The 26071-nt window shown below is 60.2% G+C and carries 26 protein-coding genes; 13 read left to right on the top strand and 13 right to left on the bottom strand.

Going from position 1 to position 26071, the window contains the following annotated elements:
* Positions 1-38: 38 nt before the first annotated feature.
* From iolD to iolB, 4 genes are read left to right on the top strand one after another with little or no spacing between them, the layout of a single operon-like run.
* Entirely contained in the window at positions 39-1886 is a 1848-nt protein-coding gene (gene iolD, locus DY251_RS14905; protein WP_116624708.1) for a 3D-(3,5/4)-trihydroxycyclohexane-1,2-dione acylhydrolase (decyclizing), read from the top strand.
* A gap of 25 nt (positions 1887-1911) precedes the next feature.
* On the top strand, positions 1912-2829 hold the full coding sequence (gene iolE / locus DY251_RS14900) for a myo-inosose-2 dehydratase (protein ID WP_116624754.1): 918 nt from the start codon (positions 1912-1914) through the stop codon (positions 2827-2829).
* Between the two features lie 31 nt (positions 2830-2860).
* Positions 2861-3073 (top strand): hypothetical protein, encoded by a 213-nt coding sequence (locus DY251_RS14895; RefSeq protein ID WP_116624707.1) that lies wholly within the window; start codon positions 2861-2863, stop codon positions 3071-3073.
* A 2-nt stretch (positions 3074-3075) separates the two neighbouring features.
* A complete protein-coding gene (gene iolB, locus DY251_RS14890) occupies positions 3076-3873 on the top strand; it encodes a 5-deoxy-glucuronate isomerase (protein ID WP_116624706.1) in 798 nt (265 codons plus the stop codon).
* A gap of 3 nt (positions 3874-3876) precedes the next feature.
* Here iolB and DY251_RS14885 read toward each other — a convergent pair whose 3' ends face one another.
* The 4 genes from DY251_RS14885 to DY251_RS14870 all read right to left on the bottom strand — a co-directional run bounded on the left by DY251_RS14885 (position 3877) and on the right by DY251_RS14870 (position 9647).
* Complete coding sequence (locus DY251_RS14885; protein ID WP_116624705.1) at positions 3877-4704, bottom strand: SDR family NAD(P)-dependent oxidoreductase; 828 nt, start codon at positions 4702-4704, stop codon at positions 3877-3879.
* Complete coding sequence (locus tag DY251_RS14880) at positions 4701-5189, bottom strand: acetone carboxylase subunit gamma (protein WP_116624704.1); 489 nt, start codon at positions 5187-5189, stop codon at positions 4701-4703. Before DY251_RS14880 ends, DY251_RS14885 begins: the two co-directional genes overlap by 4 nt.
* A 116-nt stretch (positions 5190-5305) precedes the next feature.
* Complete coding sequence (locus tag DY251_RS14875) at positions 5306-7492, bottom strand: hydantoinase B/oxoprolinase family protein (protein WP_116624703.1); 2187 nt, start codon at positions 7490-7492, stop codon at positions 5306-5308.
* Positions 7493-7517: 25 nt separating this feature from the next.
* The gene (locus DY251_RS14870) at positions 7518-9647 is read right to left on the bottom strand and encodes a hydantoinase/oxoprolinase family protein (protein ID WP_116624702.1); all 2130 of its coding nucleotides are present in this window, start codon (positions 9645-9647) and stop codon (positions 7518-7520) included.
* An 89-nt stretch (positions 9648-9736) separates the two neighbouring features.
* Here DY251_RS14870 and DY251_RS14865 point away from each other — a divergent pair, with 89 nt between their 5' ends.
* Entirely contained in the window at positions 9737-10504 is a 768-nt protein-coding gene (locus DY251_RS14865; RefSeq protein WP_116624701.1) for a helix-turn-helix transcriptional regulator, read from the top strand.
* Between the two features lie 148 nt (positions 10505-10652).
* On the opposite strand, the gene DY251_RS14860 is transcribed toward DY251_RS14865, so the two are convergent.
* The 5 genes from DY251_RS14860 to DY251_RS14840 all read right to left on the bottom strand — a co-directional run bounded on the left by DY251_RS14860 (position 10653) and on the right by DY251_RS14840 (position 15474).
* Positions 10653-11462: a formylmethanofuran dehydrogenase subunit C gene (locus DY251_RS14860; RefSeq protein WP_116624700.1), complete on the bottom strand. Its 810-nt coding sequence runs from the start codon at positions 11460-11462 to the stop codon at positions 10653-10655.
* Complete coding sequence (gene fhcD / locus DY251_RS14855; protein ID WP_116624699.1) at positions 11459-12367, bottom strand: formylmethanofuran--tetrahydromethanopterin N-formyltransferase; 909 nt, start codon at positions 12365-12367, stop codon at positions 11459-11461. The genes DY251_RS14860 and fhcD overlap by 4 nt, the downstream gene beginning before the upstream one ends.
* Positions 12355-13986, bottom strand: a complete 1632-nt coding sequence (locus DY251_RS14850) for a formylmethanofuran dehydrogenase subunit A (protein WP_116624698.1) — start codon at positions 13984-13986, stop codon at positions 12355-12357. Before DY251_RS14850 ends, fhcD begins: the two co-directional genes overlap by 13 nt.
* Entirely contained in the window at positions 13980-15020 is a 1041-nt protein-coding gene (locus DY251_RS14845; RefSeq protein WP_116624697.1) for a molybdopterin-binding domain-containing protein, read from the bottom strand. The genes DY251_RS14850 and DY251_RS14845 overlap by 7 nt, the downstream gene beginning before the upstream one ends.
* Before the next feature lie 73 nt (positions 15021-15093).
* Positions 15094-15474 carry a 4a-hydroxytetrahydrobiopterin dehydratase gene (locus DY251_RS14840; protein ID WP_116624696.1) on the bottom strand — a complete coding sequence of 127 codons (381 nt, stop codon included), beginning with the start codon at positions 15472-15474 and terminating at the stop codon, positions 15094-15096.
* Between the two features lie 102 nt (positions 15475-15576).
* Here DY251_RS14840 and DY251_RS14835 point away from each other — a divergent pair, with 102 nt between their 5' ends.
* The 7 genes from DY251_RS14835 (at position 15577) to fae (ending at position 21898) form a co-directional block, all read left to right on the top strand.
* Positions 15577-16545 (top strand): beta-ribofuranosylaminobenzene 5'-phosphate synthase family protein, encoded by a 969-nt coding sequence (locus tag DY251_RS14835; RefSeq protein WP_116624695.1) that lies wholly within the window; start codon positions 15577-15579, stop codon positions 16543-16545.
* A gap of 15 nt (positions 16546-16560) precedes the next feature.
* Complete coding sequence (locus DY251_RS14830) at positions 16561-17457, top strand: NAD(P)-dependent methylenetetrahydromethanopterin dehydrogenase (RefSeq protein ID WP_116624694.1); 897 nt, start codon at positions 16561-16563, stop codon at positions 17455-17457.
* Entirely contained in the window at positions 17423-18547 is a 1125-nt protein-coding gene (locus tag DY251_RS14825) for an ATP-grasp domain-containing protein (protein ID WP_116624693.1), read from the top strand. Before DY251_RS14830 ends, DY251_RS14825 begins: the two co-directional genes overlap by 35 nt.
* Before the next feature lie 29 nt (positions 18548-18576).
* Complete coding sequence (gene mch / locus DY251_RS14820) at positions 18577-19479, top strand: methenyltetrahydromethanopterin cyclohydrolase (protein WP_245415975.1); 903 nt, start codon at positions 18577-18579, stop codon at positions 19477-19479.
* 1 nt (position 19480) lies between these two features.
* The gene (locus DY251_RS14815; RefSeq protein WP_116624691.1) at positions 19481-20389 is read left to right on the top strand and encodes an ATP-grasp domain-containing protein; all 909 of its coding nucleotides are present in this window, start codon (positions 19481-19483) and stop codon (positions 20387-20389) included.
* Positions 20386-21216 (top strand): triphosphoribosyl-dephospho-CoA synthase, encoded by an 831-nt coding sequence (locus DY251_RS14810; protein WP_116624690.1) that lies wholly within the window; start codon positions 20386-20388, stop codon positions 21214-21216. The genes DY251_RS14815 and DY251_RS14810 overlap by 4 nt, the downstream gene beginning before the upstream one ends.
* A 172-nt stretch (positions 21217-21388) precedes the next feature.
* Positions 21389-21898: a formaldehyde-activating enzyme gene (fae, locus tag DY251_RS14805; protein WP_116624689.1), complete on the top strand. Its 510-nt coding sequence runs from the start codon at positions 21389-21391 to the stop codon at positions 21896-21898.
* A 118-nt stretch (positions 21899-22016) separates the two neighbouring features.
* Here the strand turns inward: fae and DY251_RS14800 are convergent, their stop codons facing one another.
* Positions 22017-22760, bottom strand: coding sequence for a HisA/HisF-related TIM barrel protein (locus DY251_RS14800; protein WP_116624753.1), 744 nt, complete (start codon positions 22758-22760; stop codon positions 22017-22019).
* Between DY251_RS14800 and DY251_RS14795 the strand changes: the two genes are divergently transcribed.
* A complete protein-coding gene (locus DY251_RS14795) occupies positions 22746-23774 on the top strand; it encodes a hydantoinase/oxoprolinase family protein (RefSeq protein ID WP_116624688.1) in 1029 nt (342 codons plus the stop codon). The genes DY251_RS14800 and DY251_RS14795 overlap by 15 nt on opposite strands.
* Before the next feature lie 18 nt (positions 23775-23792).
* On the opposite strand, the gene DY251_RS14790 is transcribed toward DY251_RS14795, so the two are convergent.
* The 3 genes from DY251_RS14790 to DY251_RS14780 are packed head-to-tail and all read right to left on the bottom strand — an operon-like array spanning position 23793 to position 26037.
* Positions 23793-24410, bottom strand: coding sequence for a hypothetical protein (locus DY251_RS14790; protein WP_137113845.1), 618 nt, complete (start codon positions 24408-24410; stop codon positions 23793-23795).
* On the bottom strand, positions 24407-25261 hold the full coding sequence (locus tag DY251_RS14785) for an ABC transporter permease (protein ID WP_116624686.1): 855 nt from the start codon (positions 25259-25261) through the stop codon (positions 24407-24409). The genes DY251_RS14790 and DY251_RS14785 overlap by 4 nt, the downstream gene beginning before the upstream one ends.
* Positions 25258-26037, bottom strand: a complete 780-nt coding sequence (locus DY251_RS14780) for an ABC transporter ATP-binding protein (RefSeq protein ID WP_116624685.1) — start codon at positions 26035-26037, stop codon at positions 25258-25260. The genes DY251_RS14785 and DY251_RS14780 overlap by 4 nt, the downstream gene beginning before the upstream one ends.
* Between the last annotated feature and the right edge of the window lie 34 nt (positions 26038-26071).

Here is a 26071-nt window from a genome sequence, read left to right as displayed (position 1 = left end):
GCGACCTATTCGCAAATATCGGGCAGGAGGAAAATTAGATGACCAAGACAATCCGGCTCACTATGGCACAGGCGCTGGTGCATTTTCTAACTCGCCAGATGACGGAAATCGACGGAGAAAAAGTCCCGCTATTTGCTGGCGTGTGGGCCATCTTCGGTCATGGCAATGTCGCAGGCGTAGGCGAAGCACTTTACGGCGTCCGCGACCAGCTTCCTACGTTCCGCGCGCACAATGAGCAGGCGATGGCACATTCGGCAATCGCCTTCGCAAAGGCGAGCTTCCGTTGCCGCGTCATGGCGGCAACGACCTCCATCGGCCCCGGCGCGCTGAACATGGTGACGGCCGCGGCCCTTGCCCACGTCAATCGCCTGCCGGTCCTGCTTCTCCCCGGCGATGTATTCGCCAACCGCATTCCCGACCCTGTGCTCCAACAGATCGAGGATTTCGGCGACGGCACCGTGTCGGTAAACGACAGCTTCCGCCCCGTCTCGCGCTATTTCGACCGCATCACGCGGCCTGAACAAATCATTCCCGCGCTCGCCCGCACGATGCAGATATTCACCGACCCCGCCGAATGCGGCCCGGTCACGTTGTCGCTTTGTCAGGACGTTCAGGCCGAAGCCTACGACTATCCCGAAAGCTTCTTCGAGGAACGCGTCTGGACAATGCGCCGCCCGCGCGCAGACCTTCACGAATTGAAGCTCGCCGCCGAGGCGCTGTCCAAGGCGAAGAAGCCGCTCATCATCGCAGGCGGCGGCGTGCTGTTCAGCGAAGCCTCCGCAGCGCTCGACAAATTCGCCTCCGCAACCGGCATTCCCGTTTGCGAAACGCAGGGCGGCAAGAGTTCGCTGCCCGACGCGCATCGCCTCAACATGGCGGCAGTCGGCGTCACGGGAACATCCGCAGCCAACCGCCTCGCTGAGGAAGCCGACGTTGTTCTGGCGGTCGGCACGCGTCTGCAGGACTTCACGACAGGATCATGGGCGCTGTTCAAGAACGCGGGCAAAACGATCATCGGCCTCAACACCCAGCCTTTTGACGCCGCGAAGCATCGTGCTTTGCCACTGGTTGCCGATGCACGCGAAGGCTTGAAGGAATTGCTCAAAGCGCTTGATGGGTACACCGCTCCCGCGAGCTGGACAAAGAACGCCGAGGACGGCAAGGCCGAATGGCAGAAGGCAGCGGCAAAGGTAACAGCCGCAACCAACGCCATGCCATCCGACGCACAGGTGATCGGCGCGGTTCAGCGCGCACTGGGCACAGGCGTCATTGCCCTCCACGCGGCGGGCGGTCTGCCGGGTGAAATGCACAAGCTGTGGCAGTCCGGCGCGCCCGGCTCTTATCACGCCGAATACGGCTTCTCCTGCATGGGTTACGAGATTGCTGGCGGGCTCGGTGTGAAGATGGCATGGCCCGACACAGAAGTAGTCATCATGATGGGCGACGGCTCTTATCTGATGATGAACTCGGAAATTGCCACCTCCGTCATGCTTGGCAAAAAACTGACCATCGTCCTGCTGGACAATCGCGGCTTTGGCTGCATCAACCGGCTGCAAATGGCTACCGGCGGGGCAAACTTCAACAATCTGCTGAAAGACGCGCGGCATGAACAATTGACCGAGGTCGATTTCGCTGCTCACGCGCGCAGCCTTGGCGCAATTGCAGAAAAGGCCGCATCCATTGCGGAGTTGGAAGCCGCTCTCGGGCGCGCAAAATCGAACGACCGCACAACTGTCATCGTCATCGACACCGACCCGCTTATCTCCACCGAGGCTGGCGGCCATTGGTGGGATGTCGCGGTGCCAGAAGTCAGTTCACGCGAACAGGTCAACGCCGCCCGCAAGAACTACGAACAGGCCGTCAAGCTGCAACGCGTCGGCAATTGAGCATTCTTTGAATGGAGAATTTGAGTTGAAAGCCAAACTTGGCATGTCCCCCATTGCGTGGTGGAACGACGACCTTGCAGAATTAAGCGACGACGTTTCGCTGGAAGAATGCCTGCGCCAATCGCGCTCTGCAGGCTTCACCGGAATGGAAATGGGTCGCCGTTTTCCGAGCGATCCAGATATCATGCTGCCGATCCTCAAGACCGCTGACGTAACGCTCTGCGGCGGCTGGTTTTCCGGCACGCTGGTCAATGAAGACATGTCAGCCAACAAAGACCGCATCCAGCCAATGATCGAGCTGTTCAAGGCGGTCGATGCGCCCTGCATCGTCTATGGTGAGGTTGGCCGCTCCATTCAGGGCGACCGCTCCAAGCCGCTCGCGACAAAGCCGAAACTGTCCGACTCGGAAATGAAGGACTACGCCCGCAAGCTGACCGAATTTGGCGAATGGTGTGCCGATCAGGGCATGCCGCTGGTTTATCATCATCACATGGCGGCGGTTATCGAAACCGAGCCGGAACTCGATGCCTTCATGAAATATTCCGGCGCTGGAATTCCGCTGCTGCTTGATGCAGGCCATCTGGTTTTTGCGGGCGGTGACGTGTTGCGCGCCATCGACAATCATCACGCGCGCATCAAGCATGTGCATGTCAAAGACGTACGGATGCCGGTGATCGATGCACTCGACCGTACGAAACAGTCCTTCCTAGATGCCGTCGCGCTCGGCGCGTTCACGGTTCCCGGCGATGGCTCGCTGGATTTCGGAGCCATCGTCAAGCGCCTTGCTCATCACGGCTATGAAGGCTGGTTCGTAGTCGAGGCCGAACAAGACCCGAAGAAGAACCCACCTCTTAAAATGGCGCAGATCGGGCACAAGGAATTGATGCGCGTGATGACCGCGGCAGGCTATACGGTTGAAACACAGGGCTTCCCTGTGGCTTAGATCGAGGAATAATACCCCCACGGAGCCTGCGATGAAATCCAACACCGCCCACCCTTTTCTCGATCCTTTATGGAGGCGGGTTTTGCTGGTCGTGGCCTGCGCCGTCTGGGCGGCCATTGAGACCTACCATCAGAACACCTTCTGGGCGACGATGGTCGGCGCGGTTACGGTCTATGGCGCGTGGGAATATCTCTATAACTACCGTCCGAGCACGGAAGATAAAACACCGGATAGCGGAGCCTGAGCATGTCGAAACTGAAGGTCAAATCTGGCAAGGGAGCAGGCCGCGTCACGCACATAACGCCAAAAAATGCAGGTTGGTCTTATGTCGGTTTTGATCTTTATCGCCTGAAACCCGGCGAAACCGCCAAGGGCGACACGGGCACGAGCGAAACCTGCCTCGTCTTCGTCACTGGCAAGGGCAACGCGACCGCAAACGGCGAAAGCCTTGGTGTACTCGGCGAGCGCATGTCGCCATTCGACGGCAAGCCGTGGTCTGTCTACGTGCCGCAGGATGGCAGCTGGTCTGTCACAGCAGAAACCGGTCTTGAACTTGCTGTCTGCACCGCGCCGGGCCTTGGCGGCGGGCTTCCCGTTCGCGTCATCGCGCCCGCCGATCTTGGGCAGGAAGTTCGCGGCAAGGGCACGAACACGCGCTATGTTACTAACATCCTTCCCGAAACGCAGCCTGCCGATTCTCTGCTCGTCGTGGAGGTCATCACGCCGGGAGGCCACACCTCCTCCTACCCGCCCCACAAACACGATCAGGACAATCTGCCCGCCGAATCCTATCTGGAAGAAACCTATTATCACCGGCTCAACCCGCCGCAGGGCTTCGCGTTCCAGCGCGTCTATACAGATGATCGTTCGCTGGACGAGACGATGGCAATCGAGGACGGCGACGTCGTGCTGGTGCCGAAGGGCTACCACCCCTGCGCAGCCTGCCACGGCTACGACCTCTATTATCTGAACGTCATGGCTGGTCCGAAGCGCACGTGGAAATTCCACAACGCCGCCGAGCACGAATGGCTCATGAAGGCATAACGCCTACCAGAGCGCGCCGCCCGTCACCTTGATATTTTCCATGTTGATGCCCTTGGCGCGCTCGCCGCACAGGAACCCCACCAGAGCGGCAATCTCGTCCGGCTGAATAATGCGCTGTTGCGGGTTCTGCGCAGCAATTTCCGCCATTAGTTCAGCCGCCGTGCGACCCTTGCCCTCGCGCGCCGCCACTTGCTCGACATTGCGGCGCATCAGTTCCGTCTCCACCCATGTCGGGCTCACCATTACGCAAGTCACGCCACGCGGCGCACCTTCCAGCGCTACGCAGCGGGTCAGCCCCAACAGGCCCGACTTAGACGCACAATAGGCAGGATTGTCCTTCCAGCCGACCTCCGCGGCCGTCGAACCAATATTCACGATGCGGCCCCATCCGCGCTCCATCATGCCCGGCAGCACTTCGCGGATCATGCGAAACGCGCCGTTCAGATTGGTATCGATGATCTTCAGCCAAAGCTCATCCGAGTGGCCGCTAACTGGCTGCTCTGCGGTCGTTCCTGCGGCATTCACCAGAATGTCCGGCGCGCCGCACACGCCCGCCGCCGCCTCCAGGAATTGCCTGATCGCATCCGTATCCCGAACGTCGAGATGGCCAGCGAACACCTTGCCGCCATGCGTCGCCAGCGCATCGCGCACCGCAACAATCTCTTCCGGGTCGGGATAGGCAGCGGCATCGCCGCTGCGTCCCGCCGCCTCACGCACAAACGAACCAACCGCAACATTGGCACCAAGCCGCGCAAGCTCGTGCGCAATTGCCAATCCTTGTCCGGTCAGCCCGCCGGTAATGACAGCACTGCGTCCTGCCAGTTCATTCATTCCAGCGGTCGTCCCAGCCATTCGCGATAAAAGCCCTCAAGGTCCGGTTCGAAATCATGCACGACTGGATAGCCCGGCGCAGCCGCTTCCACCTCATGCAACGTTCCGCATTCCGGACAGATGAATTCGCGGATTTCCATCCATTGCGGATCGGGAATATCGCTGTTCGGATAGATCTCGCGCAAGGCTTCTTCTGTGTCTCGCACGATGATGCTCGCCGCGAGCTTCCAGTTGCGACGATAATCGCCAAAGGAATGCCCGCATTCGCATTTTGTCACGCGGCCTTCCGCGCTGTCGCAGATAAACAGATGATCGCTCACCGGCAGCAGGATCGGGTCGCTCCAGCCAACGCGGTCTTGCAAAACCTGAATATATTTGAAGAACCGATCATCGTCCTTGTAAGCGCTCATAATGCGCCGCGTCTGCGGCCACGGCAGCTTGCCAGAAACAAGATCGGCAATGACTTCCTTGCTGTAGCTGGTCATCACATTACTCCGTGAATATTTTCGCGTGCAACGTCGGCGCTGCCCCTCTCTGTCCCGCCGGACATCTCCTCCCGTAAAAACGGGGAGAGGGTAAGCGTGAGGGGCAGCAATGGCGTTTATCCATCGTACCGGAACCCTTCGGGCAAATCCCAGAACTCCACGAACTCGCGCGTGAAGCGCGGCGAAAGTTTCATGGCGCTGGCGTACATCTTGCGCACTTCCGGTGCGAAATCCGCCTGCTGAACGCGCTCGCGCTGCTCGGCCATCCATTGCGAAACCGGTACGGCCTTTTCCAACCGCTCGGCGCGCTTGCGCTTGCGCAGCCGCTCCGTCGCCTCAACGTCCGCGACTGGAAAGCCCTCGGCATCGTCAGCCAACGCAATGCCGAACACGCTGGCCGCCGCTTCCTTGGTCAGGAATCCGTTCTCGACATCCCACGCCGTCTTGACCGGATCGCGCTCCAGCACATCGCCGTAGCCGCCGCCGCCATTGTAGGAATGGCTGAAAATGTCGCCGCTCTTGTGAGGCGCGGTGATATACGGCCCCTCGACCAGTTCGAACTCACCTTCAAAGCGCACCTCGAAGTCGGAGTGATGCGGGTTTCTGCCGGGCGCATGCGCTATTGGCTTGCCGTGCTCCGCCAGTTCAAAAACGTTGGAGTTGCGCACTGCGCGATGCTTCTGGCAGGTCGGCGCGGGATAGCCACCGCACATGCCGCCATTGTCAAACACACGCGAGGAGTGCTCAGACGTCACCAGCCGCAGGTGATCGGTCTTGTTGATGAGCCAGGTCGATTCAAACGCGCAGCCGCCGCGATATTTGCCTGCCCCGCCGGAGTTCGGAACGATCGAACGGCCAATGTAGAGCATCGGCATGTTTTGTTCCCAGATCTCGATATTTCCCATATCGGATTCGGGGTTCCAGCCGACATAGGCTGTGTCCAGCCCGTCCTTGATTGCCAGCGCACCAGACCCCGCCGCAGCGCATTCGAAATGCGCCATGCCGAACGGCGTGCCGTACTGGCTCATGCCGCCCATCTCGATCATCGGGCTATTCACCTGCCCGACAAACGCTTCCTCCACGAAACCGCGTCCAAGAAACGCGCGGGACAGCAGCCGCTGGAACACGCCATACGCAGGCAGCAGCAACGCCCATGATGTCGCCGTCGCCACCATCTCATTGTCAGGATTGGTCCAAGTGCCGTGCGGCAGTTTCAACTCCGTCGCCATCCACGCGCCGTCATTGACCAGCCCTTCGAAATTCATGTGCTGGGTCAGCGTCACGAACATGCCGCCATCCATACCGGCAGGTGTACAGTTCATGGAATGGTATCCCCACGGCTGCGTGCCCTCGAAGTCCATGGTAATCTTGCCGTCCAGCCCGACCTCCATTTCGATCGGAATGTTGTACAGCCAGTCCGGATCGCCGAGCGGCTGATAGCCCGGCTTGCCCGCCGTCACGTGACCATAGAACGTATGGCCGCGATATTTGCCCGGCACCGTCAGTTGCCGCGTGCGTGCAAGCTGCGCGCGTCGCCCTTCCTCGATGAACTCCTTCGAGACCTTCAACCAATAATCCAGCCCGATTTCATCGATTAGCGCTTTCACGCTCTCGCGCATGTCGATGCACGAAGCCACTTTGGCCTTCTCGTCCAGCACCCAGTAAATCGGCATGCGCAGATTGCGCTCGCAGCGGATCACATAGTCGCGCCGCAGTTCGTCGTTCTCGCCCACCTTTTCCGCGCAGACGAACAGTCCTTCCGTAAACCGCTCCTGCGCCAGCGCCACGTCGCCGCCGGGCGTAATGCCGCCCGCTTCCAGCTCGTGGCACACCGCACCCGCCCAGCCGACCAGCGTATCACCGTGATAGATCGGCATGACGTCCATCACGTCCGGCACCTGCACCGTTCCGATAAACGCGTCATTATTGGCAAAAATGTCGCCGTCGCGAATGCCCGGATTTTCCTCATAGCCGTTGCGGATCATCCATTTGATGAACCGGCTCATGGTATGCACATGCACCATGATACCGTTGGAAAGCGCAATAGCGTCGCCCTCCGGCGTGTAAATGGCCACGACCATCTCGCCCACCTCGCGCACTCCCGGCGAAGCAGAAATGCGCCGCGCCATCTCGCGTGCCGACACGCAATAGGCGCGCAGCTTCGTGTGCAGCGTCTCGAACTTCAGCGGGTCTTCATTGCGCAGCGAAAGTGACGTAATGCCGTCATAGCATCCGGTTTCTTCCATCAGCCGTTCGGATTCGATCAATCGTTCGCGGATTGGCGCGGTCGGTTTGTTCAGCATGGGGTTTGTTCCTTCATGCATTGAATTAGGAATGCCGATAGTGCAGCAGTGTCCACTCATCGACGAACACTTGATCGCCAGGGTGAACCACCAGCGTTGTGGCCGGATGCTCGATGATCGCCGGCCCCGTCACTTCATGACCCGGTTTCAGATCGTCCATCTCGTACAAGTTGGCCGCGTGCCAGCGCCCGCCGATATACGCCTGCCGCACGCCCTTATGTGCGCTGGCGGGATCCGATTTACCCAGCGGCCGTTTCACCAGCACCGGCTTCACCTTGTCGGCGGTCGCGATCAGACCAAGCTCGGTGATGGAATACCCCGCCTCGCCATAGCGCGAGACACGATGATTGACCTTGGCATAAACCTGCTCGAACTCGTCGATGACCTTCTGCATCTCCTCTGCGGAAGTCACAGCGGGCAGCGGAGCCAACACCTCTACGTCTTCAAGCTGACCCGTATACCGCATCATCAGGAACGGCGTGGTCGTGATCTTGTCGCGCGCATGTCCATCGGCCATCAACTCACTCACCGCTGCGGTCGCGAGGTCCCGCCAGACCTCGCTGACCTTTTCGCCAACGGAAACGAGCGTTGCATCGCTAGCCTTGGACGAAATGTCGATCTGCGTAGATACCGAATGCCGCCGCATGAAATCCGCCGTGGTGCAGCCAAAGGCCGAAAACGCCGCGGCAAACTGAAATGTAATGATGTCCTTGAAGCCAATGCCTCTGGAACACCCCGCCAGATGCAGCGGTCCGGAACCACCATAAGAGAGCAGCGTGAATTCTGACGGGTGGATGCCCTGCCCCGAAATCACGCGCCGCAGCGCATTGTTCGCGTCGGCCTCCAGCATTTCGATCATGCCTTCCGCCGCTTCCTCCACGCCAACGCCCAGCACATCCGCGCACTTTTCCTTGAATGCAGCGCGCGCCTTCTCCACTTGCAGCTTCACCTTGCCGCCGAGGAAATAGTCCGGGTTGAGACGACCAAGGATCGCATCGCAATCCGCGATGGTCGGCTCCGTACCACCACGCGCAAAGCAGATCGGACCGGGGTCAGAGCCCGCGCTTTCAGGTCCGAGCGAAACCTTTTTCGTCAGCGGATCGACCTTCAGGATCATGCCCGCGCCTGCACCAATCGTGTCCAGATGCAGCGTCGGCACATTCAGCTTGAAACGATCCATCAGTGGCTCGTTTTCGATCCGCGTCTGGCCGCGGGTAATCACGCCCATATCGAACGACGTGCCACCCATATCCGAGCAGATCAGGCTGTCATTGCCGATAAGCTTGCCAACATAGGCCGCGCCCAAAATCCCGCCGATTGGACCGGAGATCATCGTTTCATGCAGGCGCGGATGGTTGATGGACGTCAGCCCGCCAAACGACAGCAGTGTCTGCACGCCATACTTGAAACCATATTTCTTCGACGCATCCTCGATGCTCTTGAGCTGCATGCGCCCGCGCGACGTCGCATAGGCTTCGATCAACACCGAGTTCAGCCGCGATTGCTCGCGAATGACCGGGCGCACCTCGTGGCTGGCGTAGACGCCGATTTCCGCGCCCGCCGCCTGGATTTCCTCACGGCAGATTTCCGCGATGCGCTTTTCGTGCGCCGGATTGACATGGGAAAACAGCGTCATGATGCAGATGGAATCGACCTTGTCCGCAATCAGCTTCTTCGCCGCGACGCGCACTTCTTGCTCGTAGAGCGGCAGCACAATGTCGCCGAACTGGTCTACGCGCTCCGTCACACCATGCGTGCGACGGCGCGGAACCAGCGGATCGGGATGCTGGTGCGTCACCGCGTGCAGACGGTCGGCATAGGAATAATCGGCCCAGGCCTGCAGCCCGCGCCCCATCAGCACCATGTCCTCCATGCCCTTCGTCGTGATGAGGCCGAGCTTGCGTCCCGTTCGCGATAGCAGCGTGTTGAGCATTCCTGTGCCGGAATAGAGCACCACGTTCACACCGCTGAACAATTCCTCCAGCGACAGCCCCCACGCATCCGCCGCGTCCTCCGCCGAAGCGATGAACCCTTCGGACTCATTGCGCGGCGTGGTGGCCGACTTGCCGATCTTGAAATGTCCATCGGCGTCCACGAGAATCGTGTCCGTCATGGTGCCGCCGGCGTCGATGCCGATAACGATGGGATGGGTCACATCTGCCCCCTGTTCGGAATTGATGCAGTCAGACTAGATTTCCTGGCGCCCTTTGCGCCATATGCCAAAAGACACAATCGGCGGATTGCATGACGCACAGGGTTTGGACCGCATTGTCCGGCGCCATCGGCGCAGCAGGAACAGACAGCCACATCGACCGGCTGATCGACCTCATTGGCGCGGACATCGAGCACGATCTGGTGACGGTGACACGCTACTCCGCGACCAAGACGCCGCAATTCGTCAAGCATCGGCGCTTTTCCAACGCAATGGTTGAGCGCTATCTCGCGGATTACTACGCCTTCGATCCGTTTTACGCCTGGTGGCGGCGCGAGCGGAAGCCGGGCATCGTTCCGCTTAAAGCCTTGGCCGACGACGAAGTAAAACGTGGGCAATACATTGCTGGTTTTCTGGCGAAGTCGGAAATCTGCGACGAAGTTGGAATCCTGCTGGCCGATGGAGGGGACTGGTGCCTCGGCATCTTTCTCGACCGCACGGAAAGACCGTTTCGCGATTCCGAAATTGCGCTCCTGAACGAGCGCTTTCCGGCCTTCGCCGCGTTGCAGTTGCGCGATCTGGAAAGCCGCCAACCCGAAGACCGGCAATCTGAACCCGGCATGAAACCATTGAGCGAGCCTCGCATTCCCGATGGGCTATGGCCCGAACTGAGCGACCGAGAGCGCCAGCTTGTTCAACTAATTCTGGCAGGCCACCCCAGCGCGACAATTGCGCAGCGTCTTGGCATCACGGTCGGCACCGTGAAGAACCACCGCCGCCGCATTTACGAAAAACTCGACATCACGACCGAGCGCGAACTGTTCCTGCAATTCTTTCAGGCCGGACCGGTGTTGAGATAGTTTGCCCCTCACCTCTCCCCGCACGCAGGAGAGGGAGAATTGATGACTTAGCGCTCATCATGAAGCACTTCAAAGGATCGAACTCAGCGTTGAAGTCCCCTTCTCCTTGCGTGCGGGGTGAGGGTAAGAGTGAGGGGCCGCGCGAACTTCACCCTTTCACAAACACCTCGCCCAAACCCAACACGGCGTTATCACCGCCCCAGCGACGAGGGGCGCGGCCAAGCAGCGGCTTGTCCAAAATACCCTCATCCACCAACCACCGATCCAGCAGACCGGAAAAAGCAATTTCCGGCGCGCCCGTCTCCACAAATCCGGGCGACAATTCCGTCGGCGTCTTGCCGAGCACAATCGTTCCCCGCCGCATGAGATAACCCGGCATCGCACCAGCCTTGCCGAGCACAACCAGCGTGCCTGCAATCATCCGCGAACCGGCATAGTCGCCGCTGCCTTTGCCCACAGCGATCAGCCCGCGCCGCATACGGTTTGCGGCGCGCTCGCCAGCCCTGCCGCGAATGATCACGACGCCGCCCTTCATGCCTGCCATCTCGCCAGCAAGCGGACCGCCGAGCCTGTCACCGGCATTTCCGCGCACTTCCAGTCGTCCGCCGCTCATACATGAAGCGGCAAATGGCCCCGCATCGCCTTCGATCAACAGCGACCCGCCGCGCATCAGTCGCCCAGTCTGCGCACCGACCTCTCCCGCAACGCGAACTTCGCCGCTCGTCATCCCCGTGCCAACACCATCAAAGCGCGCACTGCCGGCCTCGAACACAACATTCGCGGCATTGTTGCCCTTCACCCGAAAAATATCGCCAACGCGCGAGCCATATTTCGTCGTGCCAATCTCGATCTTTTCGATTTCGGACTTGGTCAGTTCCACCAGCACATCAGGCACCAACCGTGAAAGATCGAGCCGTTCCGGCGGCTCGTGCCGGAGCGTGAAAACAATCGCGCTCATGGCAACAGATCCCTTAAATGATAATGAAACTTACCGAGCTTGCCGCCATAATTACCCGCCGTAATCCCTTTCGCGCCGCGTGCCGGGCCAAGCTTCGTCACCGCGGCTATCCCCGCCCGCATGGACGCCGCGACCGCGTCGGACGTCTCTCCATCGATCACTATTTCCAGAACCGCATTGATGTCCGGCCGCAGTTTCGATTGCGGCAAATGCCGCAGCGTCGGCGCATAGGCGTCATTCGTCGAAGCCATCATACCCTTATATTTGCCGCCGACCTTCGAGCCCGACCGCACGATTCCACCCGGAAACGGCATGATCGCGCCCGGCACCGCCTCGATTGCGGCTACCGCCGCCTCTGCGGCCACCAGCGCCTTTGCACTCGTTTCCGCCAGCAGCAGCAGATTGCCGCCGCCCACCGCCGCGCGTGTCATGCGGGTCGTCGCCTCACACAAAAACTCGCCATCCATCACGGGCATGCGCCAGAAATGTCGCCCGCCGATCTTCTTGGAAATCTGGAATCCGTCGGCAAAATAGCGAAGCGCTGACCCCAGCTTCATCTCGTCGGCACCCTCCATCGCCGCAAAGCATGCGCTACCCGGCGAGGTCAGCACGCATTGTCCGACACGCGTCTGCAACTGCTTCTGCAATTCATCAGTGCTCATCGAAAACAACATCACGCGCACGCCCGGACGCCCGTCTGGCGTTTGCGCCTCCGGCAGTTCGACATCGATTGCCGCCTCGCATCCGCAGGCGATCACCGAAGTCGCAAACCCTGTCATGGTGATTGCCGCCTGCCGCGCCCATTTCAGCGTCGGCGCGGTGATAATCACAGCGGTCGCCTTCATGCCGAAGGCCTCGGCAAACGTATCTTCGATTTCGACGCCGCGAACGGTCAGCTTCGACATGCGACCTCCGCAAATGGTTCATCGCGCAAAATGGCGCTGTCGGGGAAGGTGAACCAGTCGAGCGACAGCCCATACCGCTCCTGATAAAACGCCTCCATGCGCTTGCGCATCGAAGCTTCCACGGGCGTATCAAGCCGCAGCGCCTTGCCCCACCGATAGTGTGTCACGTCGCCGTCGCGCACCACCAGATCACCGTCCTTGAACACATAGGCCGCAGCGCCCAGCATGTTCGCAATGTCGTCCTGCTTGCGATAGACAGCGACATCCGCCACTGCCCCCGGCGCGAGCGTTCCGCGATCTTTCAGCCCTAGCAATTTCGCCGGAGCAGCTCGTGTCATGATGGCGATTTCGTCCCACGAATATTCGCGCGTAATGGACGGCAGCGTGGTCATCGCCAGCGCGGATTTCGGTAAGGTAGCGATAGCCTCCGCCCGCGCCTCCTTATCCATAAGCAGCCGGAAAATTGCCGGATAGGCCGTAAACGGCGCACCGTTGGGGTGGTCGGTGGTAAAAAACACCCGCCACGGATCATCGATCAGCAGAAACAGTTCCAGCCCCACCGCCCATTGCAGCGCGCCATAATAATCCGGCTTGTAATTATACGGCACAATCCCGCCGCCATTGGCGTCGCCGTCATGGATCACGCTCTTTTTCGGGCTTGCGGTTCCTCTGGCCGAAAACTGCCGCATCACGTCCGACGACACGGTCACGGTCTGGCCGAACATCACCTGCCCGACATCGACGGTGATCTCCGGCCTTGCGTTGACGATTTCCGCCAGTTGCGCTCCTGCGGAAGAAAACTTCCGCTTGCCTTCCGTGCCGTACCCATAGAACTGCAAATGTGCCAGATGCAGCGGCAAGCCTTCAGCCGCCGCCATCGTCACCGCAGCAGTGTCCGCTGCGCCCGCCACACCCAGATTGTTGCAGTGAACATGCAGCGGATGCGGGATGCCCAGCGCATTGACCGCGCCTTGCAGCGTCTTGACGATCTTGCGAGAGCTTACGCCATAGAACGGCACCACATCGTCAAAAGAAAACGTCCGAACATTATCCTTGAACGCCGCCGCAGCCCCCGCATTGATGACCTTGACGCCCAGCGCCCGCGACGACGCCACCGTCCAGGACACATAGTCCTCGATCATGGCAGGTGAGGCATTGTCGCGTATCATCGACAGCAGAAAATCATCATTGCCGAGAATGGCCAGGGTCGCCTTGTCGATGATCGGTATGTCAGCCAGTTCGAGATGCGTATGCAGCGCCGACCCCGGCGACATGGCCGGTTCAACCACTGTGGTGAAACCCATCTGCGCGTAACGCGTACCGGTCTGGAACGTAGACCAACCGGCATTGGACAGCGGCGTCGCGATCGGCCTTGGCATATGTGCGCGATGACTTTCGGGTAGCAACAGCCGTGCCGTGTTCACATTGCCGCCGCCGATATGTGAGTGAATATCGATCGCGCCCGCCATCACAATGCAGCCTGCCGCATCGATAACCCGGTCCGGCTTGCGGTCGCGCGGCGCCTCCACAATGCGCCCATCCTCAAACCACACATCACCCACGCCGGAGCGATTTGTCGCCGGATCGATGACCTGACCGCCCTTGATCTGCGTCAGCATGGCAGCGCCTCCGCAATCAGGCGAATAGCCGACATCGCAGACAAATGGCTTGATGGCTTTGCCGCCTCGACCAAAACAAGCGTCCCGGTTCGGCTGGAATAACGTACCGCCTCGTGGTCAACTCCCGCCGCACCTATCCGGATCGTCACCGCCGCATGAGTCACCGGCTTGTCCGTGTGGGCTATCGCGATTGCGTTCATCTTGCGCGGCAACGCCAACGCCTGCTTGCCCGCTGACATTACAAGGTGCAGATCCGCCTCACCATCCGCAATCATGCGCGCAACATCGAACCGCCACGGATCATATTCCGGCATTCCGCGACCAAATCCTGTGCGCGGCGCAAAGCCCGTCATCCATGTCGAGACAAGTGCGCCTCCCCAGGCGTCGTCGCTGGCGGGCAGCAGCACCATCGCCGCACGCTTCGTCTTGTTGATGTCGGCAACGACACCTTGCAGCATTTCGATGCCGAGTTCATCCAACCCCGCGCCTGAATACACAAACGCTGTGTAGGCAGCTTTCTCCAGCGCCTTGCGAAACGCCTCTATATTCTTCACCGGCACAGCCGAGACACGCCCCGACAACTGCGCACGCAGCGCTGCAAGCGTCTGCGCAGCGCCATCGCCAGCTGCAATCTCCTTGCCCGATCCCAGACCGGTACCGACGCGAAACACATCGCGCTTGCCGCCACCTGAAAGATCGGGCGGGCTCGCTACGAGCTCCTTCATCCACCCGCGACTTACCGCTGGAAGCTCGCCCACAATCACGATGCAATCGGCACGCCGCCGCATCTCGCCGGGCGCGACGGTAATCGCCCCTTTGCCCGTAAACAGCGCGAGCTCTCGCGCCAGCACACCACCATCTAACTGGTCATAGGCCGCGCCAACGCGCTCGGCGAGCATGATCGCAGCGCGCCAAGCATGAACATCACCATTGAGACTGAAAACCGGGCAGCTGCTCGCAACCAGCAATTCGGCAGCCCTTCGGGCGGCCTGCTCGCCAGTCACTTCCCGGTTGCCGATCCACGCAACCGCCATTCACTCAACTGCTTTCTGGTGCCGTCGTAATTCTAAAACCGCGAATTAAAGAAACGCAATCCGCGAAATTCACTCAGTCGTATTTTACATAGGCGAAGCGCTGGTCCGTTTTCGGCGTGCCTTCCAGCGCACCGCTCTCTGCGCCTGGCTGCCACTGAACAACATCTTCAATCTTGCGCGCAAGCTCGAAATCCTTGTCGGTGATGCCTTTCGCAGCATGATTCATCAGCCGCACCTCGACCCATGCATAAGATGCTGCGATGTCAGGATGGTGCCAGGCTGCCTCGGCCAGATGCCCGACCGTGTTGATCACCATCAGCGTCGATTTCCAGCTATGAGTCTTGTACTTTCGCCTTATCCAGCCGTTTTCGTAACGCCATTTCGGCAACTCTGCCGCTAAGCGGCCGTTGATTTCCTCTTCTGTATAAACGCGCTCGGTCGATTTCTCACTCATCAGGAACCTCCCATCTACGCTTGCCCCCGCGGGGAAAGCCGCTATCATGCGTGTGGGCACCTTAACATTACTGAACCTTTCAGTGCACCCGCAGGGGAGCAGATGACGCGTTCCGTCACCATAACAGTGCCTGCCCGTCTGCATCTGGGCTTTCTCGACCCGAGCGGCGGTACAGGCCGTCGCTTCGGCAGTCTCGGCCTGCCGCTTTCCGAACCGGAAACCGTGCTGACGCTCTCGCGTGGCAGCGAAACCGTTGTCGAAGGACCGGAAGCGAACCGCGCAGCCGCCCATCTTGCCTTGATGGAACGGCACCTCGGCATTCGCAGCAATCACCGGCTCATCGTCGAAGAAGCCATCCCCCGCCACGCTGGTCTGGGCTCCGGCACGCAGATCGCGCTGGCTGTCGCCGCTGCGCTTCGCACCTTGCATGGCCTGCCGCTAGACCCGGACGGAGACGCGATGATCCTGTCGCGCGGCGCGCGCTCCGGCGTGGGCATCGCCAGCTTTGCCGAAGGCGGCATCATCGTCGATGCGGGAAATGACGGCAGCGGAGCGCCGCCGCCGGTCGTCGCGCGCCTGCCTTTCCCCGAAGAATGGCGCGCCATCCTCGTGCTGGACCATGATACGCAGGGCCTTCATGGCGAAAATGAAATCGACGCGTTTCGCGCGCTGCCTGCCTTTCCGCAATCAGGCATTGGCGAGATTGCCCGTCTCGTTTTGCTGAGTGTCATGCCAGCGCTCGTCAATCGCGACTTCAATTCATTCGGCTCTGCCATCACCCGCATTCAGCAGCTTGTCGGCAATCACTTTGCACCAGCGCAGGGCGGCGGTATTTTCACGTCGAAGCGCGTGGAGCAGACAATCCATCACCTGCAAGCTCAGGGCGCGGCGGGCATTGGCCAAAGCTCGTGGGGACCGACCGGCTTTGCCTTCGCGCCAAGCGATCAGGCCGCGCAAGCCATGCTGCAAAACAGTCCACCCCTTGCCGATGGCCTGGAAATCAGGATCGTCCGTGGGCGCAATGGTGGTGCGATCATCAGCACCACCGAACTCGGCCTTGTCGGCAGCTAATTCAAGAGAGAACCGATGCCACGCAAGCACATTCTGCATATGATCACTCCCCTCAAGCACATGAGTCCGTTCGACGTGAACATGGCGCTCGACGCCGGTTTCGACGCCGTCATTCCATACACTGGCGTCACGCTTGATGAAGTCACCGGGCTGGTGCAGGACGCGATCTTCTCGCGTCCGCCGGACGCTGGTGTCGATACCGGCTTTTTCATCGCAGGCAAGGACGTCACGCTATCGCTCGACATGTTCAAGGCCGCGAAAAAGGCGATGTTGCCGCCATTCCAGCTCTCCGTCTTTGCCGATCCCGCCGGCTCCTTCACCACCGCTGCCGCGATGGTCGCCAAGGTCGAAAAGGCATTGGCAAAGAAGTTCGACCGCACGCTGCAGGGCACCAGGATCGCCATATTCGGCGCAACAGGCGTGGTCGGCTTCTGCACTGCCGTCATCGCTGCGAAGGAAGGCGCAAAGGTAACGATCGTCGGGCATGACGGCACTAAGCGCGTCAAAGCCATTGCTGAAGAAATGAAAGCCCGCTTCGGCGTGGATGTCGATGTGGCCGATGGTTCGACCGATATCCACAAGAGCTCCGTCGCGGCTGACGCCGAGGTTGTTCTGTCCGCCGCAAAGGCGGGCGTTCAGGTTCTCGCCAAAGATCATTTGAAAGACGCGAAACATCTGCTGGTCGCTGCGGATGTCAACGCCGTGCCACCTGCAGGCGTCGAGGGTTTGACCGTCCACGCCGACAGCGAAGCCATTCCGGACACAAAAGCTGTGGGCATCGGCCCTCTCGCCATTGGGAATGTTAAGTACAAAGTCGAATCCGGGCTTTTCAGAAAGATGATCGAGGCGGATAAAGTTGTCGCTTTCGATTTTCAGGATGCGTTCTCGTTTGCTCGCGAAATCGCCAAATAAGACCGTTCTCATTGCAGCGGTTTCATCTCGCGCCCTGGCTCAGGCCGCCCGGCGGGCTGGCTATTGCGTGTTAGCGGCAGACTTCTTTGAAGATCTGGACACGGTCGCCGCCTGCGCGCGCACGGTCCGCTTGCCGGGCGCATTGCATCACGGCATCGAACCCGCCGGCCTTGTCGATACGCTCCAGCAACTCGCCAATGGCGAACCGCTGGAAGGCCTTGTTCTCGGTTCCGGTTTCGAACGTCAACCCGATCTCGTCGACCGCTTGGCAACGCAATTTCCGCTTGCCGGTAACGGCGGAGCCACCATCCAGCGCATCAAGCACCCTGAAACGCTTGCTGCCGATTGCGCTGCGCTTGGCATCCCGCATCCCGCAATGCGCCGCACCACCCCGCCCGATCCTGAAAACTGGCTGGCGAAGATCGCGGGGGCCGCAGGTGGCGCACATGTGCAGTCTGCTGCGAATTTCGGGAAACGCGGCAGCTACTATCAGCAGCGTCTTATCGGCACTCCGATTTCCGCACTCTTTATCGGCGACGGTCAGCGCGCGCATGTCGTCGGCTTCAGCCGTCAGTGGCAATCGCCTGCGCCGGGCGCCCCTTATCGCTACGGCGGCGCCGTTCGCCTCACGCGCTTTTCCCGCCGCGCCGCCGCACTGTTCGGCAAATGGCTTGATGATCTCACTGCACGAACCGGCCTCATCGGCCTGTGCAGCGCCGATTTCATCCGCACGCGCGACGGCTACATCCTGCTGGAAATCAATCCGCGTCCCGGCGCAACGCTCGACATCTTCGACGACCCCGTCGCTCCACTTTTTGAAGCGCATTTGCACGCCTGTCGTGGGCAGCCGTTTGCGCTCCCTCGCCAATCCGGCTCCGCCGCGTCCATGATTGCCTATGCAGACCGCGAGCTTATCAGCCTGCCCGCTTTCGAATGGCCCGTCTGGACAGCCGACCACCAAACGGCAGGCAGCAAGCTTGCGGCAGGCGATCCCATTTGCAGCATTTTCGGCGCTGGCGAAACAGCCGCCGCCGCCCGCCTTAACCTGAACCGCAATGCGCGCACTATGAGGGAACGGCTATGTCGCTAAATGCGAGCGCAACGCAAATCGTTGAACAAATGCAGCGTGACGCCGCGAGCCTGCGCATCACCTCTTCAAAGGGTCCGCTGGGTGAAACCCTGATCGACGCCGGAGCAAAATGTATCGGCAGCATCGAAGCCGGCCTGCAAATGGCACGCGCAGCTATGGGTGGCCTCGGCACCATCACCACCGGCATGGACCGCTCCACCCCGCTATGGCCTTTGACGCTTGAGGTTCGCTCGTCGCAGCCGGTTCTCGCCTGCCTCGCCGCGCAATATGCGGGCTGGAGTCTTTCCAGTGGCGATTATTTCGCTATGGGTTCCGGCCCCGCCCGCGCGCTCGCCCGTGTCGAGCCCCTGTTTGAAACCCTTGGCTATCGCGAGCAGGCCGAAAACGGCGTACTCATCCTCGAAACCTCCAAGCCCCCTGTTGAAGCTGTCGTGCGTAAGGTCGCAGACGCCACCGGCCTCGCGCCGGATCATCTCGCCTTCATATACGCGCCGACGCAAAGTCTGGCCGGAACCGCGCAGATCGTCGCACGGGTACTGGAAGTGGCGCTGCACAAGGCCAATGATCTGAAATTCCCGCTTGATAATATCATTGATGGCGCGGCCTCTGCGCCGCTGCCTGCACCGCATCCCGATTTTCTCACGGCGATGGGGCGCACCAACGACGCCATCATCTATGGCAGTCTGGTGCAGCTATTCGTCAAGGGCCCGGCCAACGAAGCGCGACGTCTCGCAGAGAAACTTCCTAGTGCGACCTCGCGCGATCACGGCAGGCCCTTCGCGGAAATCTTCAAGGCGTTCAAGGGTGATTTCTACGCCATCGACCCGCTGCTGTTCAGCCCAGCCGAGGCCATTGTGACCGCCATCGACACTGGCGAAACGTTCCGCACCGGCACGCGCCACATGGCCATGCTCGAGGCGAGTCTGGGATAAAATGCAGCACATCCTCATCTGCAATGATCGCACCGGCCCGCAATCGAAAGCGCTTGCGCGTGCGTTGCGCGCAGGCGGCGCCAAGGTCACAAGCATTCCGCTCGCCTCGCTGGCGTTCGACACCGGCGCGCCCCACGGCATCGCCATCCCCGGCTTCAACCACCTCCCGGATGCAATAATCGTCCGATCTATCGCGGCGGGCAGCTTTGAAGCCGTCACCCGCCGCCTCGGCATTCTGCACGCGATGGAAGCGCTCGGCGTACCCGTCTGGAATACCGCGAAAGCCATAGAGCGCTGCGTCGATAAATCCATGACGAGCTTCCTGCTCGCCAATGCCAACATACCAACGCCGCGCACCTTCGCAGTCGAAGGCTTCGACGCCGCGCGCGAAATCGTGGAGCGCGAGCGCGTGCCGCTCGTCATCAAACCCTTGTTCGGCGCTCAGGGACGCGGCATCAAGCGCATCGAATCAGTCGCGGACCTACCGCCGCGCGAAGCAGTCGCCGACACCTATTATCTGCAACATTACATCGAGCGCCACGGTCCGCCCTTCCACGATTTTCGCGTCTTCGTCTGCGCAGACCGCGCCATCGCTCTCATGCGACGGCGCAGCACGGATTGGATTTCCAACGTCAATCGCGGCGCATCGCCGGAAACCGCCACGGACGAAGACCGCACAGAATTGGAACGCCTCGCCATCGCAGCAGCGCAAGCGGTCGGCGCAGACTTTGCCGGCGTCGATCTCGTGCGCGACACCAGCGGGCGGCTCTTCGTTCTGGAAGTCAACAGCATGCCTGCATGGTCCGGCCTGCAATCTGTCGTCAAGGTCGATATTTCCGCCGCCATTGCAGACGCTCTCCTTGCAAGTCTTGGCGAACGCCGCTTGCGGCTCGTCGCATCCTATCGATGAGCAGAGCCCGCATTCGCGAAGCCTATGAGTACGCCTGCGAGCAGGAAATCAATGCGCTGAAGCCCGGCAATGTACACCGCTTTGCCGATGGTCACGGCATGGAAGTCGCACATTTTCTGACCAGCGCTGCCGTCTCGTCCGGCCCGCTGACAGATCCCACCCTATCCCTCGGCAAACGCATTCTTGGAGCGGTTCTCGCAACCCACGCGGCGGTCGGCATGAACACCAATCTCGGCATAGTTCTGCTCGGCGCGCCGATTGCAGCCGCCGCCGAATCAGGCCCCGCTCATTTGCGCGCAAATATCGGCAAAATACTCGACTCAATCACGATGGACGACACCGCGGACATATTCGAAGCCATCGCAACTGCGAATCCCGGCGGACTAGGCGATGGCGGCGAAAACGACGTCCGCGAGCCACCGAAGATCACGCTGACCGAAGCCATGCGCGAAGCGGCAAGCCGCGACCGCATCGCCTATCAGTACACAACGGGCTATCAGGATATTTTCGAACTCGGCATCCCCGCGCTGAAAGCCTCGTCCGATGAGGGAATGTCGCCCGCAATCAATGCCTACCTAGCTTTCCTTGCCAGCTTTCCCGACAGTCACGTCGCGCGAAAGCAGGGGCTGCAAGTCGCCAAAGCCGTTCAGCACGAAGCGCAGGAGATTCAATCGAGCCTGAGGGCCACCAGCCAGAAAAACCTTCAGCACGATCTGCTGCTTGCCTTCGACACGAGCCTCAAGAGCCGCGACATCAATCCCGGCACTTCAGCAGATTTGACCGTCGCTAGTCTTTTCGTCCAAAGGTTGACAGAGCGCCTTGCATAATGCCGGGGTTAATGCTTGAATTTTGAAAGCGGAGACACAAGTGTTTTCGCGGCTATCTAGCCAACCGGTCCGGTCCGTTTCCGGGCGCTGCCAACAAGGATAGTCGTCCATCGAGCGCCCGCTCGGTTGCGGCGTCTTTGGACTCCAAGGATATCTGTGGAGGAAATTGGCAATGGCAAAAATCAACAAAGTAATGGTGGGTGAATCGCTTGTCGGCGACGGCAACGAAGTTGCTCACATCGACCTTCTGATTGGCCCACGCGGCAGTCCGGTCGAAGCTGCATTCTGCAACGCACTTACGAACAATAAAGACGGCTTCACGAGCCTTCTCGCAGTGATCGCACCCAATCTGCCCTGCAAACCGAACACGGTTATGTTCAACAAGGTCACGATCAAGGGTGCAAAGCAGGCTGTGCAGATGTTCGGCCCGGCGCAGTTCGCTGTTGCCAAGGCCGTCCAGGATAGCGTGGCAGACGGCACGATCCCCGCAAATGAAGCGGACGACCTGTTCATCTGCGTCGGCGTTTTCATTCACTGGGAAGCATCGGACGACGCAAAGATTCAGGACTACAACTATCGCGCAACCAAGGAAGCTCTTGCCCGTGCAATCGCAGGCACGCCAACTGCTGCCGAAGCGACCAAGCTGCGCGATTCCGTCAAGCATCCTTTCGGTGCTTCTTAGACAGGAGACAGCCCCGCGCAGGCGAAGCCCTCGGCTGAGCCGCAGGGTCTGTTGCAGCGGCTGATGAAGCTCCTGGGGCTATAGGGACAGGAGGGCAATCGCCCTCCTTCCTGATTTTTCAGGCTTGAAGATCGGCAAGTTGCGCGGGCGTCAATCGCCCGTCATGCAGTGCAGTCGCGACCAGCACCGCATCGACACCAATCGCCGCCAGCGCTTCGATATCACCCGCATCCCGCACGCCTCCGGCAGCAACAATCGTCCTGCTTCCCGCACGGCGTTTGACATCCTCAAGCCGTTCAATATCCGGCCCCGCACCAACGCCAACGCGCGCCAGCGTCATGACAATAATCGTCTGCGGCCAGTGCGTCGCGTCGTCGAGGATTTCGCGTGGCCCGCGATATCCGTCGCCAAAAAAATCGAGCGACAGGATAAGCGATGGATGCCTCGCAAACTTCGCCAGCAGGCCCGCATCTCCCTGCGATTCCGTCCCCAGGACCGTGCGCATATTCGGCTTGGACAACATCGCCTCAAGCGGTCCCGCTTCGTTGCATCCGGCATCGAGCCAGACTGTCGGCGGCAGGGGCATTGCTGCCAGCGCATCCAATGCGCTCCGGTTCTGCGTGGCTCCGCCAATGGCATCGAGGTCGGCGCAATAGAACGTGTCAAACGGGAAAAGCGTGCGCAGTCCTGCCGCCACCGCTGCCGGATGCGCGCTCGCGCTCATGGGAGTTTCTATCGGCAGATATTCGTCTCGACGGCCCGCGCGCGCTCGAACAACAACGCCGCCTTTCAAGTCGAGAACTGGAATGATACGCAAGGCTGAAACCACTTCATTACGGCAAGACGCATGAAAGTACAGCATACATCAATTGCAGGCTTCGATGTTGGCGGCGCGCACCTGAAATTCAGTCGCTTGGACAATGGCCGCGTAACACACGCCGAGACATTTGCGACTCCGCTCTGGCGCGGACTGCATCTGCTCACCGATGCATTCGCGAAAGCCGCTCCACATTGCCGCGATTGTTCCATCGCTGGCGTCACGATGACTGGCGAATTGACGGACGCCTTTCCCTCACGCCAGGCAGGCGTCGCGGCCTTGCTGGAGATGGTCGGTCAAGACGTGCCCGTTCCCGACACCCGCATTTATGCTGGTCGCTCCGGCTTCGTGTCATTGGCTGATGCACCCGCCCACTCAACCGACATCGCGTCAGCAAACTGGCACGCCACTGCCGCTCTCGTCGGCAAGCAGACTGGCAACGCCCTGTTTGTCGATATGGGTTCTACCACCACAGACATCATCGCCACCCGCAATGGCTCAATCGCGAATATCGGCTACACCGACTCCGAACGCCTCGCGACGGGCGAGCTGGTCTATACCGGATTCACTCGCACCTTCCTGTTTGGCGTCTCGCCCACCGCCATCGTGCGCGGACAAGTCACGCCGCTGATGAACGAGTATTTCGCCTCCATCGCCGATGTTCACCGCATCATGGGTGTGCTGGACGAAGACGACGATCGGCACGACACCGCCGACGGCAAGGAAAAGACCGTCGCTGCATCGACCACGCGGTTGGCCCGGATGGTTGGGCGCGACGCCGACGATCTCGATGCGCGCGACTGGCGCTCCATTGCGGAATGGTTCAGCGAGCAGCAACTTCGCACCATCCACGAAGCCGCGTTTCGTGTCGGTTCAAGGTTGGATGACAACGCGCCAATCGTCGGCGCTGGCATTGGCCGCTGGCAGATCAGGCGGCTGGCAGATCGGCTTGGGCGGCCTTTTGTCGATCTGGCCGATATAATCCCGGCATCCCGCGCCGTGCGAAACGAAGCCAGCAACGGCGCCGCCGCCACAGCGGTTGCTTTGTTGTTAGGATAGCTGCACCTGGCCCCAACATCACTCCTTCGGCATCACCTCGCCGATTGTCTTGGCGAGCGCGTAGAGCCGTTGCTCGATGATCGTCGGAACTTCGCACACATAAGTCAGCGACTGCACGCGTTCTTCAAAAACGCGCGTTTCCCAATTGAGCCTATCCACCATGGCCGAAACCTGTTGTTGATCGGCTCCGGGCTTGGCCTGCAATTCACCCAGTTGAGACGCTTCCTTGCGCAGTTCCGCTGCAAGATCACGCTGCTTTTGCGCGTAACGCCCTATGCCGGAAATCACCTGCGAACGCTCGCGGTTCATATGGTCGAACAGCCCTTGCACGAGCATTTTCAGCCGTTCGCTCAATTTGTCCGGGCCAAGCTTCTGCGGCAGTCCGCGTATTTCTGTTTGCGCGTCTGCGATTGGAACACGACGCGCGGCAAGTTCCGTTACAAGTTCTGAAACGCCCTTATCGTTCTGCCAGTCTGCCGCGGCGGGAGTCAGGTCCGGCCCGTTCCATATCTGACCCATCGAGAGTTCCGGCACCTTGCGTTGAATACATGGCCAGCTTGGGTCGGCTCCCTGGGCGGCATAGGCATTTCCGCCCATCAAAATCGCCAAGCCAAAGGCGGGCAGAGCATACCTCATCCGTTTCCTCCCGTGTCCTGCTTGCGAACCATAAGGCCGCGCGAAGGGTCATAAGCGATGATCGCGCCGAGTAGGAAAATCGCCGTACACGCGACCACCACCGCAAGCGATGTCCACTCGATCTGCCCATAAAATGCGAACCGGATCAGCTCGACCGCATAGGTGAAAGGGTTCGCCACGCAGATTTTGTATAAAAGCGGGCTGGATTCCTGAATCCGCCACAGCGGGTAGAGCGCTGGAGAAGCAAAATACATCGGGAAAATCACGAAGTTCATGATCCCAGCGAAATTCTCCAGCTTGTTGATGACCGACGACAGAAGCAGACCGAGCGAACATAACATCATGCCTGATAAAAACAGTGCGGGCAGAACCAGCGCATAGCCAATGGGCGGCGGCTTAACCCCCCAGAAATAGGCTATGACCAGAAACGCATAGACCTGCGCAACCGATACGGTCACGCCGGCCAACAGTTTCGACATCAACAGAAACCAGCGCGGAAATGGGCTGACCAACAGCGTCCGCATATTTCCCATCTCGCGGTCATACACCATCGAGAGCGACGACTGCATTCCGCTGAAAAGCAGGATCATGCCGCACAGGCCGGGTGTGATGTAAACCTCATACAGCACATAGGTTTTGTATGGCGGAATGATCGAAACACCGAGCACCTGCCGGAACCCCGCTGCGAAAATGAAGAGCCAAAGCAAAGGTCGCACCAGCGAGGAAATGAACCGCTCCCGCTGGTTCAAAAACCGCATACCCTCGCGCACCAGAATGCCCTTGAGGCAGACCAGATACTGCCCAACGGTAAAGGGCTGCGCCTTGACCGGCGTTGTCTCGACCGCGCTCATTGCCCATGACCCGTCGGCACGATTTCACCTGCCCGGCTCAACGTGCGAAATGCCTCGCCTATGTCCCTTGCGCCGGTCTGCGTCACAACATCGGAAATCCGCCCATTCGCCACCAATCGCCCCTGTGAGAGCACAACCACGTCATCGCTTGGCTGCACCTCATCGATCAAATGCGTTGCCCAGAAAACGCTGATGCCGCGCGTCGCGACCAGCTTGCGAATATTGGCGAGAATGCCAGCGCGCGACTGCACATCCAGACCCACGGTCGCCTCGTCCAGCAGCAAAAGCGGCGGCTCGTGCAACAGCGCGCGGGCAATTTCCACGCGCCGCATCTGCCCGCCGGAAAGGCTGTGCGCCTTGTCGTGCAGCCGTCCGCCCATCTCCACTTCGTTCAGCCGCGCGGCGATGCGCTTCGTCGCCTCAGCGCCCGATATGCCATGCAAAGCGGCGTGATAGGAAAGGTTCTGCTGCACGGTCAGATCGAGGTCGAGCGTGCGCGCCTGAAACACGATCCCCAGCCGTCGCAGTGCCTCGCCGGGGGTGCGTACAATATCGTGTCCGAAAATGCGGATTGCGCCTTGCCGCGTGTCGTAAAGATGGCTGATGAGCGAAAACAGCGTCGTCTTGCCCGCACCGTTCAGGCCAAGCAGCACGGTGAAGCTGCCCGGCTTGATCGTGAATGACACATTATCCAGCGCGCGCTTCTTGCCATAGGAATGGCTGACGGCGGCAACGTCGAGCGCCGCGACATCCTGCGCACCACCGGCGGGCATCATATGCTGCACACCATTCTCCTCCGCAACGCGGCGA

Source organism: Mesorhizobium denitrificans (assembly GCF_003403035.1).
Classification (GTDB): domain Bacteria; phylum Pseudomonadota; class Alphaproteobacteria; order Rhizobiales; family Rhizobiaceae; genus Mesorhizobium_G; species Mesorhizobium_G denitrificans.
The sequence above is the reverse complement of the archived record's forward strand: the minus strand, read 5'-3'. Positions and strand labels throughout refer to the sequence as shown.

Excerpts from the sequence above, each read along its gene's own strand:
- DY251_RS14865 (WP_116624701.1), top strand. The coding sequence starts at position 9,737 with ATGACGCACAGGGTTTGGACCGCATTGTCCGGCGCCATCGGCGCAGCA.
- mch (WP_245415975.1), top strand. The coding sequence starts at position 18,577 with ATGCAGCGTGACGCCGCGAGCCTGCGCATCACCTCTTCAAAGGGTCCG.
- DY251_RS14880 (WP_116624704.1), bottom strand. The coding sequence starts at position 5,189 with ATGACCAGCTACAGCAAGGAAGTCATTGCCGATCTTGTTTCTGGCAAG.
- DY251_RS14895 (WP_116624707.1), top strand. The coding sequence starts at position 2,861 with ATGAAATCCAACACCGCCCACCCTTTTCTCGATCCTTTATGGAGGCGG.
- DY251_RS14850 (WP_116624698.1), bottom strand. The coding sequence starts at position 13,986 with ATGCTGACGCAGATCAAGGGCGGTCAGGTCATCGATCCGGCGACAAAT.
- DY251_RS14845 (WP_116624697.1), bottom strand. The coding sequence starts at position 15,020 with ATGGCGGTTGCGTGGATCGGCAACCGGGAAGTGACTGGCGAGCAGGCC.
- DY251_RS14825 (WP_116624693.1), top strand. The coding sequence starts at position 17,423 with ATGCGTTCTCGTTTGCTCGCGAAATCGCCAAATAAGACCGTTCTCATT.
- DY251_RS14840 (WP_116624696.1), bottom strand. The coding sequence starts at position 15,474 with ATGAGTGAGAAATCGACCGAGCGCGTTTATACAGAAGAGGAAATCAAC.
- DY251_RS14830 (WP_116624694.1), top strand. The coding sequence starts at position 16,561 with ATGCCACGCAAGCACATTCTGCATATGATCACTCCCCTCAAGCACATG.
- DY251_RS14885 (WP_116624705.1), bottom strand. The coding sequence starts at position 4,704 with ATGAATGAACTGGCAGGACGCAGTGCTGTCATTACCGGCGGGCTGACC.
- fae (WP_116624689.1), top strand. The coding sequence starts at position 21,389 with ATGGCAAAAATCAACAAAGTAATGGTGGGTGAATCGCTTGTCGGCGAC.
- DY251_RS14800 (WP_116624753.1), bottom strand. The coding sequence starts at position 22,760 with ATGCTGTACTTTCATGCGTCTTGCCGTAATGAAGTGGTTTCAGCCTTG.
- DY251_RS14860 (WP_116624700.1), bottom strand. The coding sequence starts at position 11,462 with ATGAGCGCGATTGTTTTCACGCTCCGGCACGAGCCGCCGGAACGGCTC.
- iolB (WP_116624706.1), top strand. The coding sequence starts at position 3,076 with ATGTCGAAACTGAAGGTCAAATCTGGCAAGGGAGCAGGCCGCGTCACG.
- DY251_RS14835 (WP_116624695.1), top strand. The coding sequence starts at position 15,577 with ATGACGCGTTCCGTCACCATAACAGTGCCTGCCCGTCTGCATCTGGGC.
- DY251_RS14810 (WP_116624690.1), top strand. The coding sequence starts at position 20,386 with ATGAGCAGAGCCCGCATTCGCGAAGCCTATGAGTACGCCTGCGAGCAG.
- DY251_RS14875 (WP_116624703.1), bottom strand. The coding sequence starts at position 7,492 with ATGCTGAACAAACCGACCGCGCCAATCCGCGAACGATTGATCGAATCC.
- DY251_RS14790 (WP_137113845.1), bottom strand. The coding sequence starts at position 24,410 with ATGAGGTATGCTCTGCCCGCCTTTGGCTTGGCGATTTTGATGGGCGGA.
- DY251_RS14785 (WP_116624686.1), bottom strand. The coding sequence starts at position 25,261 with ATGAGCGCGGTCGAGACAACGCCGGTCAAGGCGCAGCCCTTTACCGTT.
- DY251_RS14780 (WP_116624685.1), bottom strand. The coding sequence starts at position 26,037 with ATGATGCCCGCCGGTGGTGCGCAGGATGTCGCGGCGCTCGACGTTGCC.
- DY251_RS14795 (WP_116624688.1), top strand. The coding sequence starts at position 22,746 with ATGAAAGTACAGCATACATCAATTGCAGGCTTCGATGTTGGCGGCGCG.
- DY251_RS14815 (WP_116624691.1), top strand. The coding sequence starts at position 19,481 with ATGCAGCACATCCTCATCTGCAATGATCGCACCGGCCCGCAATCGAAA.
- fhcD (WP_116624699.1), bottom strand. The coding sequence starts at position 12,367 with ATGTCGAAGCTGACCGTTCGCGGCGTCGAAATCGAAGATACGTTTGCC.
- iolD (WP_116624708.1), top strand. The coding sequence starts at position 39 with ATGACCAAGACAATCCGGCTCACTATGGCACAGGCGCTGGTGCATTTT.